Origin of the sequence: Chryseobacterium sp. ON_d1, from assembly GCF_006829085.1 — a bacterium.
In the GTDB taxonomy this organism is placed as follows: domain Bacteria; phylum Bacteroidota; class Bacteroidia; order Flavobacteriales; family Weeksellaceae; genus Chryseobacterium.
The window spans coordinates 325,651-339,264 of the sequence record NZ_BJTC01000006.1; the positions used below are offsets into that span (position 1 = coordinate 325,651).

The following is a 13,614-nucleotide window of genomic DNA, read 5'->3' on the forward strand; positions in this document are numbered from 1 at the left end:
CAATATTTATGAACCTTAACGATCTTCAAAACATAAGCAATGGTTTTAAAAGCACCCAGCGAATGCCTGTTTTATTTCTTGGACACGGTTCGCCTATGAACGCCATTGAAGAAAACCAATTTGTGCAGGGATTCCGGAAAGCGGCCTCAGAAATTCCTAAACCTAATGCTATCCTTTGTGTGTCTGCTCATTGGTATACCGATGGTACTTTTGTAACGGCTATGGATATGCCGAAAACCATCCATGACTTCTATGGTTTTCCCAAAGCACTTTTCGATGTACACTATCCTGCACCGGGGAGTCCGGAACTGGCCAAAGAAACGGCTGAACTTCTTTTACCTGTTGATGTAGAGGAAGATCACAGTTGGGGACTGGATCATGGCGCATGGTCTGTGATCAAGCATATGTATCCTGACGCCGATATTCCTGTGATCCAGCTGAGCATTGATTATACAAAGCCTCCGCAATATCACTATGATCTTGCCAAACGACTGAATAAACTTCGTGAAAAAGGCATTCTGATCATCGGAAGCGGAAATATTGTTCATAACCTCCGTCTTATCGACTGGAAAAACATCAATACAGTAGGAGCCGGCTGGGATTGGGCAGTGGAGGCACGGGAAAAAACAAACAACTGGCTTCTTGATGGTGATTTTCAGAATATTATTGATTATCAGAAACAGGGAACTTTTCTACAGTATGCCGTACCTACACCTGATCATTATCTGCCTTTACTGTACACTTTAGGCCTGAAGGATCAGTCTGAAGAGCTTACTATATTTAATGATGAACTTATTGGTGGTTCGCTGAGTATGACAAGCGTAAGGATCGGATAATATGAATATTAAATAAAAAAAGAAATACCTCAGCCGAGGTATTTCTTTTTTTTATGACTGTTTTTTTACTGTACTGCTTTTAAAGCGTTGATATTTCCATAACCGTAGCTTGAATTTACATTGGAATAGTAGGTGGCAGACTGTCTCATTTTAGTAAGCACCTGCTCTCTTGTCCAAGATGGATTTTTAGACCAAACCAGTGCAGCGATCCCTGCTGTAGCTGCCGTAGCCACCGAAGAGCCACCCACATAATCTGCCTGTCCGTTGTAATAGCTTAAGACAGGAACCGTATTTCCTGAAGGTCTTTCCATCTGGAAGGTAAAATCAATCTGGCTTCCTGAATGACATACATCACATTTCTGATTGGATGTATTCTCTTTTACTCCTGTAATCGCCTGTGTTTCCGACATTGACGCAGGGAAAATAACCCCAACAAAATTGGTAAAACTGGTAGAAGTTCCGCCTGCACAGAAAATCAGCTTGCCTTTAGAATAAGCATATTTGACACCATCTTCAATTTTTCCTACCGAAAATATATGCCCCATCGACATTGAGATAATCTTTACATTCGTATTATTGCCCAATTCTGTGAAAGCCGTTTTTACAGCGGTTTGTTCACTGGAAGTTTCCAATACAACATTTTCTGCTGCCCTGTAAGCAATCAGATTGGCATTATAAGCCACACCTACCGGTAATCCTGCATTATTTCTCGGAGCCGCCATTACAGAAGCCATTTTGGTTCCATGTCCGCATTGATCTCCCGATCCATCCGAATTATACACTCCGAATTTACTGATCGTTCTTCCTGAAGAAGCTCCGTTGTTAAAGCTGCTGCCCAGTAAAGTCTGTTCCGGAGAAACCCCGGTATCAATAAGTCCAATAGTCACTCCAGCTCCTGTACTGTAGTTCCAGGCTTCAGGAATATTGTGCTTAGTAAAAGCCCATGGAATTTTTGCACTTGGTGTTGTAGAAGTATAATCTGCCGTGCTTAATGTTGCAGAAGAAAAACCACAGCCTGACGAGCCGCTTCCGGAAGATTTTGCAGCGGTATTATACTGGGCTTCAAATTCAAAATAATGATAATCCGCCGGCTCTACGTAACGGATGTTTTTCATTTGCCTGAGGGCAGTAATCGTTTCCTCATTTTCAATGACAACATCCATCTGATTAAGATATTGATCTGAAAGGATGAGAAAATTTCTTTCCTCTTTTCCTTCATATTTTTTGATCACAGACAGCACTTCTTTTTCCATATCGCTGCTGCTTGGAGATTTGCTTCTGTCAAAGTCATCCTTAGAAGCCCCGAAACCAATCGATACCATTTTGTTTCCACGGAAAATAGCACTCCATACAAAATGATCAGATTCATTTTTCCAATTAAAAGTACCATCCGTTTTTATGGCCTGATTGATTCTTTCATTAATCTGTTTTGCAGTCAGTGGATCTTTCTGCATCATTTCTGTTTTTACATTTTCACTCTGAAGTTCTTCTCTGGAACACGAATGAAGGGCAAAAAATATTGCCAGGAGGAATACAGTTTTTTTCATATGTTATTATTTTGGTTGGAACCACAATATAACACTTTACTGAGAATTAAAAACTTTTAAACAAAAAATTTACCATTACATGAATATTAATTAATTTAATACAGCTATGTAGCTTAAAAATTATAATACTTTTTCATAGCAGACACTTTGCTCAACTCCGGCGTATTGCCCATAGTTTGGGATCCTGTGAAATCCGTTTTTTTCATATACGGAAATTGCATTTTTCAAATCCCGGGAAGTTTCCAGTACTGCTTTTTTAAAACTCAATTCTGCAGCCCATCTTTCGAGTTCTTTAACAATAGCTGAGGCCAGTCCTTTTTTTCTGAACTCCGGATTCGTAAACATTCTTTTTATTTCAACTGTTTCTTCTGACAATGGCTTGAATGCTCCACAAGCCGCCGGAATATTATCAATATAGGCTACAACACAGTTCTTAATGGTATCAATTTTATTGAACTGAGCAAAGAAACTATCATTTTCACCATTATGCTCAGATAAAGCAGCATCGAGGGATTTTACAAGGTTCTGAAAATCTGTATGGGCAGAATCTGTCCTGAATATGTGCATATTTATTTGATTTAGAGATTTAAAAATTGAAGGATTTAAAGATTTGTGAAAACAAAAAGCTCCCTTTCGGAAGCTTTTGATGTATTTAAATTAGTTGACAACAAATTTTCTTTCATTGATCAGCTCTGCGATCGCCAGCATATCTTTACCGATCAGCCTGTCATCTTCAAGCTTTGAAACTCTGGAACGAAGAATCGCAAAATTTTCTTCAATGATTTTAGAACATTTGGCAGGTCTTCTGAATTCCAGTCCCTGTGCAGCAAACATCAGCTCAACAGACAGAATATTCACAAGATTTCCAAGAACCTGATTGAATTTTCTTCCTGAGATACTTCCCATAGAAACATGATCTTCCTGGCCTAAACTTGTAGGAATAGAGTCTGCAGAAGCAGGGAAACACAGTGTTTTATTCTCAGTAACCAAAGCTGCAGAAGTATACTGAGGGATCATAAATCCGGAATTTAATCCTGAGCTCTCCGTCAATAATCTTGGAAGTCCATATTTTCCTTCCAATAATAAATAACTTCTTCTGTCAGAAATATTCCCTAATTCTGCTGCGGCCAATGTAGCATAGTCTAAAGGTAATGCCATAAGCTGTCCGTGGAAGTTTCCTCCTGAAATAGATTCTTCGGCACTTAAGACAATCGGATTATCTGTAACAGAGTTCAGCTCTGTTTCTGCCATACTTCTAAGATGTTCAAAAGCATTTCTGCTGGCACCATGAACTTGCGGTACACATCTCATTGAGTAAGGATCCTGAACCCTTTCACAATCTTCGTGAGCTTTCAAATTTTGAGATCCCTTAAGAAACTTAAGCATTCTTGCGGCTACTTTTTTACTTCCTTCAAAAGGTCTGATATCGTGAAGTTCTTTTTTAAACGGACTTGCCGAACCTCTGTATGCTTCAAGGCTCATCGCAGCGGTCATATCTGCAAGATCCAATAAATATTCAAACTTTTCAAGCCCTTTGATTGCATGAGCAAGAATAAACTGAGTCCCGTTGATCAACCCCAACCCTTCTTTAGGCCCTAAAGCCAATGGTTCAAGGTCATGTTTCTTCAGAACCTCCATCGTATCTGACACCTGCTCTCCTTCCCAAACCTGTCCTAATCCCAGTAATGGCAGTACCAAATGAGCTAATGGAGCAAGATCTCCTGATGCCCCTACAGACCCCTGCTCAGGGACTACCGGAATAATATCTTTTTCCAACATCAGGATCATTCTTTCAATCACTTCCAGAGAAACTCCGGAAAATCCTTTCGAAAGAGCATGAACTTTAGCAATCATCATGATTTTGGAAAGCTCTTTATCAATAGGTTTACCCACTCCTACTGCGTGAGAAATGATCAGATTATATTGTAGCTGGGCGGTTTCGTCAGCTGAAATTTTAGTATCACATAATGGTCCGAATCCTGTATTGATACCATATACACATCTGTCGGACTCTACTATTTTTTGTACGTTTTTCTGAGATTTTAAGATCTGTTCTTTTGCTGCTTTGTTAAGCTTTGCTTTATTGGTTTTTTTACAGATTTCCAAGACATCGTGGAAAGTAAAAACATCTACTCCGTATATCATTTCTAAAAATTTCCTTAAAATTACACATTTAACAATAATTGGAAAAGCTAAATTTCAATCTTCCATTTTTTTGTAAACAAACAAATTAATTTACTACTTTTAGCCCCGAAAATTAAAACCAATATACATGAGAATGAAAACTCTACTGCTTGCTTTATGTATTGCAGGAACAACCGCTTTTGCACAACAGAAAGTAAAATATTCTAAAGAAGAAAGAAAAGAAATGAACCGTTATCTGTTTAACGAAGGTTTCAACACCGCAACGGATAAAAAAGTTTCCACAATTATCCTAAAAGATAATACTGAACATCAGGGATACAGCAAATCGTGGGAAAAACAAAAAGGGCAGATTCTTTCCATCACCATTGAAGATGTTGATACCAGAAAGCCTATGAAATTTGCAGCAGCAGATATTGCTGAAATGTTTCTGTATGCGACTGAGACTGAAAAATCTATGAAAGCAGCCAAGTTTATTTCAAATATGAGGAATTATAGTACTAAAAAATACAGTAAATCCGTAACTGATGACGCCATTCCATATGAAAACCAGATTGTCTCTTTAAAGAACAAAAAAGAACCCAAAGCTTTTCTAATGCAGGTGATCAATCCTGAGTTCAACGAACTTATTACCGTTTATCATGATCCATTTGCTTCAGAAACTATGTCTACCGGGTTTGCCGGTGCTCCTGCATTTGGCGGTGGTGTTATTAAATCTTATTATATAAGAAAAGGTGATAAAGTAATGTGGCTGCACAAAGATGATTTCGAAGACAACTATGATTTTCTATTCGGAGATAATGTGGAATTTATGAAAAAATATCCTAAAAACTCTGTGGAATGGAATTATCTGAGCTTTCTGATCTATCAGTATACTGAAATGAGTCACGGATAAAATACACAATTGTCATATTAAAACCTGTAGAATCATCTGCAGGTTTTTCTTTTTTTAAAATAGGGAAAGTTTCCTTAATTTTGTTGTATGAATCCTTCTTTAGAACTACAGCTCAAAACCTTACCATCCGAACCCGGCGTTTATCGTTATTATGATAAAAACGAACAGCTTTTGTATGTGGGGAAAGCTAAAAATCTGAAAAAGAGGGTTCTCTCCTATTTCAATAAAAACCTTTCCGGGTACAGGATCAAAATTATGGTCAGTAAAATCCAGAGGCTTGAAACGACGATCGTAAACAGTGAATATGATGCCCTGTTACTGGAAAATAATCTGATCAAGGAGCATCAGCCGTTTTATAATGTCATGCTGAAGGACGATAAGACTTATCCGTGGATCTGTATCAAAAATGAAGATTTCCCAAGAATTTTTCTGACCAGAAATGTGATTAAAGACGGATCAGAATATTACGGCCCTTATGCAAAAGTACGCCCTGCAAAGATATTACTGGATACCATCAAACACATTTATAAACTCAGAACCTGCAACCTGAATCTTTCTCCGTCAAAGATTGCTGAAGGGAAATATAAAGTATGCCTGGAGTATCATATCAAAAACTGTGAAGGTCCGTGTGAAGATCTCGAAAGTAAAGAAGATTATGATGAAAAAATAGATGCTATACGTGGGATCATTAAGGGAGACTTCCGGAAAGCGAAAGATTATCTTGTGAACCAGATGATGAAACTGGCTTCCAATCTTAAATTTGAAGAAGCGCAGATCATTAAGGAAAGACTGGATATTCTTGAGGATTATCAGGCTAAAAATACGGTAGTTAATCCGAATATTGATGATGTGGATGTCTTCGGAATGACCAGTGATGAAACCGCCGCCTATATTAACTTCTTTAAAATCAGAAACGGAAATATCATCCAGAGTTTCACGACAGAAATCAAAAAGATTCTTGAGGAAACGGATGAGGATATTATGGAGGAAGCATTGATTGAAATCCGCCAGAAGTTTTCATCTGATTCAAAAGAAGTTCTTCTTCCCTTCCATTTGTCTGTAGAAATTCCCAATGTAAAATTGATTGTTCCAAAGGTAGGAGACAAAAAAAGAATTGTAGAACTCTCTGAAAAGAATGCCAAAGAATACCGCCTGGAAAAACTGAAACAGGTTCAGATTGTAGATCCTGAAAGACATACCAACAGAATCATGGCCGAAATGCAGAAACTTCTGAGAATGCCTGTAGAGCCAAGACATATTGAGGGTTTTGACAACTCAAACATCCAGGGAACCAATCCTGTATCAGCCTGTGTCGTTTTTAAAGATGGCAGACCGAGCAAAGCCGATTACAGAATTTTTCATCCGAAAACAGTAGAAGGTCCAAATGACTTTGCAACCATGGAAGAAGTCATCTACCGGCGTTATAAAAGGATGCTTGATGAAGGAGAAAGTCTTCCCCAGCTGATTCTGATAGACGGGGGAAAAGGGCAGCTGTCTTCCGCTGTAAAAAGCCTGAGGTTACTGGGACTTTACGGAAAAATTACCATCGTGGGTATCGCCAAACGTTTGGAAGAGATTTTCTTTCCTGAAGATCCTATTCCCTTGTATCTGGATAAAAAATCTGAAACATTGAAAATCCTTCAGCGTGTACGTGATGAAGCCCACCGGTTTGGGGTAAAGCACCACAGGACAAGAAGGAAAAATTCTACTATCAAATCCGAACTGGAAGAAATTCCCGGTGTGGGAGAAAAAACCATTGAGATGCTTCTGTCTAAATTGAAGTCTGTAAAACGCATTAAAGAAGCCAGTCTGGAAACCCTTGAAGAAATTTTGGGGAAAAGTAAAGCTAAAATCATCTGGGAATTTTTTAATGTCAATTGATTAATATTGGCATTAAGTGTTGGTTATTTCAACAAATAAAAAGTATAAAATTTCATTTACATTTTCCATTTACCAACTTGGGACAAAAACTAACATTTCATCCAATACAAAGAAAATATAATAATAAAAATATTAATAAACAAATATTTTATTAAAAAAATACCATTATATATATTTTTTTCGTAAATTAGTATTATAAACTAATACCAATTATATGATGAAAACTTTTCTCATTTTGTAAATCTTTTATTTTTTTTATCTTCCACCGTGGATAATAAAATTATTACGATATCAACTGAATATTGTTCCCATAGCAATTATATTTTTTTTGAAAAATAGAAAAACACATCAATATATATACTGTAAAAGGCTCTTTTTTAAGAGCCTTTTATACATATTGTTTCCTTTATCTTTTTAGATTATTTCGCTGTAAATACTTCTTTGGCATACTTTCCATCTGCCTGTGGAATATCTATTACAATGTTTCCATTTTCAAAATATCCAATAGTAGCACTTCCATCAGCAAGCTTTACAATGAAAACAGAATTCTTGGAAGTTGATCTAAAAACTGCAAATGGTACTGAACTACCAGATTTTGCAAGAATAAACTGATTAGGATCAAGCTGTATTTTCTGAAGGTCTAGTTTTCCATTCGAGTAATTACTAGCTTCTGGAGTTGTTGCAGATTCTGTAGATGCTGAAGATATATTATCTGAAGATGTTTGCTGAACAACATTATTAGATGCTGGTAATATTGCAACTGGATTGGAAACTGGTACTCTTATTAAAGCCTGTTTCAAAGCATCCTGTAATCCTTCTTCAAATTCTTTGATATTCGAACTTCCTTTAGATTCCAGAATCGTATTATTATTACAATCTTTAAACTGGATAATTAATTTATTTTTAAATAAGCTTTTGTCATTCAGAATATTTGCGGAAACCACATTGCAATAGTTATTTTTAGCATCAGTAGGCCAGTTATCTTTAATTAAAGGAAGTGTAATATACTTTTTCCCAGTTAAAGCTTTAGTGAGAAAATTCTTTAATCCAAAATCTTCTTTAAATGTTTCAAATTTTTCTGGAATAGATACATATTTATAATCTGAAATCTTTTGAGCAAAAACTATTGTTGAGCATACTGTCAACATAAACATTGATAACTTTTTCATTTTTTATAATTTTAATCGTTTCTGAATGCTCCCATATCCAATTTTAATGAGAAGAAGTTGGAATAAAAATTAGATCCACCTATTCCTGAATTCGTAATAGCATAATCCAGGGTAAGTCCTCTGTATCTGATTCCAAGACCGGCACTCGGTTGAAAAGAAACTTTTCTTTTAAGATCCTCTATATCTGTAATCGACTGAAATCTATTGATCCCTAATCTCACAAAAATCATTTTCTGATATCCCAATTCAGCTCCGGCATATGGACTGATGCTGGCAAAATCTGTTGAAATCAATGACGCAGTTTTGGCGAAATCTACATTCAGACCAGCTTCTGGCAAAACGTACACACTGCTGTTGATTTCAAATAATTTACTGGCACCCACATTCAGCTTGGGCATGGTAAGTTCCATTTTATCTTTCGGTGCAGGGTTGAATTCTTCACCATTGACAACTGTTGAAAGTTCTTTCTGATTTACACTCCAGAAGTTTACCGTGGTAGTAATATCACGAACCATTCCTCCAAACTTCCAACCATTATCTGCTTTATAAATTGCTCCTACATCAAAACCAAAACCATAGCCATTCGCAAATTTCCCTACATTTCTATAGACAATTTTTGCGTTTACCCCAACATCCAGTTTGGGATTTCCTCCTGGTCTGAAGGCATAGGAAAGGATGGCTGCATAATCAGATTGGGAAAACTTTGTAATTTTATCATAATCAATATTCCCTTCAGAATCAATCATCTGAGTGGTATTCAAAATATTGTCTACTCCAAGTCTTACTACTGAGACACCAAAAACGCCTTCTTCAAGAACCTTTGCATAGGCCAGATAATCATATTTTGCAATGGATTCAAAGTATTCTGCGTGCATTGCAGCTCCCTGCCAATCCCTTTCCACAGACATCAAACCTGCCGGGTTCCACATTGGAGCGTACACATCATCCTGATTGGAAATAACAGCACCTCCCATTGCAAGACCTCTTGCTCCTGCTCCGATATTTAAGAATTCATTGGAATATTTCCTGATGATCTGAGATTGAGAGAACCCAAACAGCAGAGAAAATGCAAGTAAAAAATATTTTTTCATCATATAAATTTGATGCTTAGTTTAAGTTTTTATTTTTTCTGGCTTTAATTAAACCATTTGCAATGATTGCCAGTATCATAACACCTGAAGCTATATAAAAAACAGGGCTCATATGTTCTGATTCCCCAAAGATAAAAAAAGCTAGTATAATTCCGTAAACAGGTTCCAAATTAACTGTTAAAATTAAAGTAAAAGGTGATATATACTTCATTAATTTCACTGATTCCAGCATTGGAAAAGCAGTGAAAACACTGGCTAACAAGCATATTAACGCCAGATCTCTGTAGTTTATTTCATTCATCTGAAAAATTTGGCCTGTAAGTAGATAAAATATCATTAAAATAAACCAACCACAGAAGATTTCATAAAAAATAATGTTTCCGGAACTTGTTTTACCAAACATTTTACCATTAAATACAGAAAAAACAGTTCCAAATACTGCACAAAGAATTCCGTAGATAATACCTTCCTTAAAATGGAATTCGGTTTTAAAGATTAATAATATACAAGCTACAATAACAGTTCCCATTACTACTTCTGATATATCAATTTTTCTTTTGAAAATAATGGGTTCCAGGATTGAGGCAAAAAGTGTAGATAAGGAAAGACAGCTCAATGCTATGGAAACATTGGATACTTTAATAGAATAAAAAAAACAATACCAATGAAGTGCCATTGCAAAACCTATGGCTGCCAACTGAAAAAATATTTTTTTCGAAACTTTTATACTTTCTTTTCTAAAAACCCGGATAAATACAAAAAGAAAAACAGCAGCAAAGAGCATCCTGTAAAATACAAGGATCTGAGCATTGGCATGAATCAATTTTCCTAAAATTGCAGTGAAACCCCATAAAAAAACTATTAAATGCAACCTGAAAAGTGCCAATTTATGCATACCCTATCTCCTTTTAATTTTTACCCTGCAAATTTACAAATCACAATCGCAAATATTGATAAAAAGATAGGTTTAATTTAAAAAATAAAGTTATAACACAAAAAACCCTGAAAATTTGTTAAACTTTCAGGGCCTTCAAATAATAAACTATTAAAAAAATAAACTAGGAACTTAGAGTATTTTGCAGAGAATATCACCTCTGTTACTCTAGTGTAAAGTTAGAAAAAATATAAATTATTTAAAAATATTTTTTAGTTAAAAATTTCACAATTTCCTATAAACCAAACTATTAAACATCTGTTTTACTTCTCATTTGTATTCCTCATAAAAATAGTATCTTTAAGCGTAAAAAATTGAAAATTTTATGGACATCGAATTCAATAAACGTGAAGATCAGAACAGACTAAAATTATCTGAAATAAATCGCTTACTTACTGAGATCAAAAAAGGAGGGGGTGAGAAGAGGCTTCAAAAGCTTCGTGATGAAGGAAAAATGACAGCAAGAGAAAGAATAGATTATCTTCTCGATAAAGATTCTGATTCCATAGAAGTAGGAGCATTTGCAGGATATGACATGTATAAGGAGCACGGGGGATGCCCTAGCGGAGGAGTTGTAGTAGTTATCGGCTATGTTTCCGGAAGACAGTGTATTATTGTTGCCAATGATGCTTCTGTAAAGGCCGGTGCATGGTTTCCTATCACAGGAAAGAAAAACCTCAGAGCTCAGGAAATTGCTATGGAAAACAGACTTCCGATTATTTATCTGGTAGACTCTGCTGGGGTTTATCTGCCAATGCAGGATGAAATTTTCCCTGATAAAGAACATTTTGGAAGAATATTCAGAAATAACGCTAAAATGAGTTCTATGGGAATCATTCAGATTTCAGCTGTTATGGGCAGTTGTGTTGCTGGAGGAGCTTATTTACCGATCATGAGTGATGAAGCTATGATCGTAGATAAAACAGGTTCTATTTTCCTTGCAGGAAGCTACCTTGTAAAGGCTGCTATCGGGGAAAGTATAGATAACGAAACATTGGGTGGTGCTACGACCCACTGCTCTATCTCAGGCGTTACCGATTATAAAGCAAAAGATGACAAAGATGCCCTGAATAGAATTAAAAATATTATGAAATCTATCGGAACCACAGAAAAAGCAGGTTTTGACAGAATAGAAAGTTTCCCGCCAAAAGAGAATCCTGAAAACATTTTTGGAATTATGCCGGTTTCCAGAGCTGAGCAATATGACACCTACGAAATTATCAAATGCATTGTAGACAACTCCGAATATGAAGAATACAAACCGGATTACGGTAAAAGCATTATCTGTGCCACAGCAAGAGTTGATGGTTGGTCTGTAGGTATTGTTGCTAATCAGAGAAAACTGGTAAAAAGCGGTAAAGGAGAAATGCAGTTTGGGGGAGTGATTTACTCTGATTCCGCAGATAAGGCAACCCGATTTATTGCGAACTGTAATCAAAGAAAAATCCCTTTAATATTTCTACAAGATGTTACCGGATTTATGGTAGGTTCCAAGTCAGAACATGGCGGTATTATCAAAGACGGAGCTAAAATGGTAAATGCAGTTTCCAATTCTGTAGTTCCTAAATTTACTATTATCACAGGTAATTCTTATGGGGCAGGAAACTATGCGATGTGTGGAAAAGCTTATGACCCGAGATTAATTGTAGCATGGCCTTGGGCAGATTTAGCCGTAATGGGAGGAGCACAGGCCGCAAAAGTCTTGGCTCAGATCCAGGAATCAACATTAAAAAAACAAGGAAAGGAAATCTCCGAAGAAGAGCACAACGAAATTCTTGATACAATTTCAAAGAAATATCAGAAACAAACTGAAGCAACTTATGCCGCGGCAAGATTATGGACTGATGCGATCATCAATCCTGCAGATACACGAAAATGGATCTCTATGGGAATTGAAGCCGCTAATCATTCTCCTATCACTGAGAAATTCAACTTAGGAGTCATTCAGGTCTGAAAGAATTTATACATAAAAAATAAAAACAGCGGTCTCAAATTGAGATCGCTGTTTTGTTATTACGTGCAGTACTTTATTTTATAAGTAAACTTTTTTAAAAATTTCAGAAGCTTTGTCCCGCTATCCATTCCTACTCCTCGCGCCAGGGCTTATTTTCCTTGCTAATCCCAGTGCTTCCACCTCCTGCTGCGGGGTAACCATTCCTATCGGGGCTAGAAGTGAGTGAATGAATGATGAGTGATAAGTTATAAATGATGTGACGAGATTCGGGATACGGGTTCCGTGGTTATAGATTCCTGAGCTTTGGATTGGTAGTAGTAAGAAAGTAATAAAGTTACACATCGTGAGTTATAAATCCCCTCTGTATCAATGCCCTTACTCCTATTCCAATTGGGGTCATAAAGCATCCCTTCAAAATTGTACTGTGTTTCAACTAGCCACTTTCTTTTCATTTGTATTGGATTCTTTCCTACTGTATCATTCCGCAGGAATCCAGGCTGTTTTATTAGAATTTTAAACGATTTAAAAGGGTAAAAGTAATACTTGTGTTATTTTCTAATACTTTGTTTAGACTCCTACGGAGTGACAATGGGGTATGTGATGAATGATGAGTGTTAATTGATAATTGATTGATGTATCCTTTATCATTCATCAATTATTACTCATTACTTATTGCTTATAAGTCAGGTATACAACAAAAAAAATCCTTTATCGTCATGATAAAGGATTTTTAAAAATAAAATAAAAACTGGCGGCGGCCTACTCTCCCGCGTTAGCAGTACCATCGGCGCTGGTGGGCTTAACTTCTGTGTTCGGAATGGGAACAGGTGAGCCCCACCGCTAAAACCACCCTAAAGAAGGTATATATTGTAAAATGTCAGTTGTATCATCTACAATGTCGTTACATTATACTTTGTACATATTACATTTTACAAGTTTTAAGCGATAAAAACTTTCACAAAGACAAAACCTTTACTGCGCATAAAGTACTTGTCATCATTTTTTAATCATTAAATTTTTTAATCATTAAATAAATATTCTAATATAGCAACCATAGACTATAAATCTACGGGTAATTAGTACTACTCGGCTATGACATTACTGTCTTTACACCTGTAGCCTATCAACGTCGTCATCTACAACGACCCTTAAAAGATGTCTCATC

10 protein-coding genes and 2 rRNA genes are annotated in these 13,614 nt (G+C 36.4%); 4 read left to right on the forward strand and 8 right to left on the reverse strand.

The window, feature by feature from the left end; all coding sequences use genetic code 11:
• Positions 1-8: 8 nt before the first annotated feature.
• Positions 9-836, forward strand: coding sequence for a 4,5-DOPA dioxygenase extradiol (ygiD, locus tag CRS_RS12035; protein WP_142724277.1), 828 nt, complete (start codon positions 9-11; stop codon positions 834-836).
• 65 nt (positions 837-901) lie between these two features.
• Here ygiD and CRS_RS12040 read toward each other — a convergent pair whose 3' ends face one another.
• The 3 genes from CRS_RS12040 to hutH all read right to left on the reverse strand — a co-directional run bounded on the left by CRS_RS12040 (position 902) and on the right by hutH (position 4,528).
• On the reverse strand, positions 902-2,383 hold the full coding sequence (locus tag CRS_RS12040) for a S8 family serine peptidase (RefSeq protein ID WP_142724278.1): 1,482 nt from the start codon (positions 2,381-2,383) through the stop codon (positions 902-904).
• A 120-nt stretch (positions 2,384-2,503) separates the two neighbouring features.
• The gene (locus CRS_RS12045) at positions 2,504-2,950 is read right to left on the reverse strand and encodes a GNAT family N-acetyltransferase (protein WP_142724279.1); all 447 of its coding nucleotides are present in this window, start codon (positions 2,948-2,950) and stop codon (positions 2,504-2,506) included.
• 90 nt (positions 2,951-3,040) lie between these two features.
• Positions 3,041-4,528, reverse strand: a complete 1,488-nt coding sequence (hutH, locus tag CRS_RS12050; RefSeq protein WP_142724280.1) for a histidine ammonia-lyase — start codon at positions 4,526-4,528, stop codon at positions 3,041-3,043.
• Between the two features lie 133 nt (positions 4,529-4,661).
• Here hutH and CRS_RS12055 point away from each other — a divergent pair, with 133 nt between their 5' ends.
• Entirely contained in the window at positions 4,662-5,420 is a 759-nt protein-coding gene (locus CRS_RS12055; protein ID WP_228451235.1) for a hypothetical protein, read from the forward strand.
• 87 nt (positions 5,421-5,507) lie between these two features.
• Complete coding sequence (gene uvrC, locus CRS_RS12060) at positions 5,508-7,301, forward strand: excinuclease ABC subunit UvrC (RefSeq protein ID WP_142724282.1); 1,794 nt, start codon at positions 5,508-5,510, stop codon at positions 7,299-7,301.
• A gap of 419 nt (positions 7,302-7,720) precedes the next feature.
• Here uvrC and CRS_RS12065 read toward each other — a convergent pair whose 3' ends face one another.
• The 3 genes from CRS_RS12065 to CRS_RS12075 are packed head-to-tail and all read right to left on the reverse strand — an operon-like array spanning position 7,721 to position 10,456.
• Complete coding sequence (locus tag CRS_RS12065; protein WP_142724283.1) at positions 7,721-8,470, reverse strand: hypothetical protein; 750 nt, start codon at positions 8,468-8,470, stop codon at positions 7,721-7,723.
• 11 nt (positions 8,471-8,481) lie between these two features.
• Positions 8,482-9,564 (reverse strand): PorV/PorQ family protein, encoded by a 1,083-nt coding sequence (locus CRS_RS12070; protein WP_142724284.1) that lies wholly within the window; start codon positions 9,562-9,564, stop codon positions 8,482-8,484.
• Between the two features lie 13 nt (positions 9,565-9,577).
• Entirely contained in the window at positions 9,578-10,456 is an 879-nt protein-coding gene (locus CRS_RS12075) for a DMT family transporter (RefSeq protein WP_142724285.1), read from the reverse strand.
• A 364-nt stretch (positions 10,457-10,820) separates the two neighbouring features.
• On the opposite strand from CRS_RS12075, the gene CRS_RS12080 reads away from it, so the two are divergent.
• Entirely contained in the window at positions 10,821-12,449 is a 1,629-nt protein-coding gene (locus CRS_RS12080) for an acyl-CoA carboxylase subunit beta (RefSeq protein ID WP_142724286.1), read from the forward strand.
• A gap of 746 nt (positions 12,450-13,195) precedes the next feature.
• Here CRS_RS12080 and rrf read toward each other — a convergent pair.
• Positions 13,196-13,303 (reverse strand): 5S ribosomal RNA (gene rrf, locus CRS_RS12085).
• A 202-nt stretch (positions 13,304-13,505) separates the two neighbouring features.
• Positions 13,506-13,614 (reverse strand): 23S ribosomal RNA (locus CRS_RS12090); the annotation flags it as partial.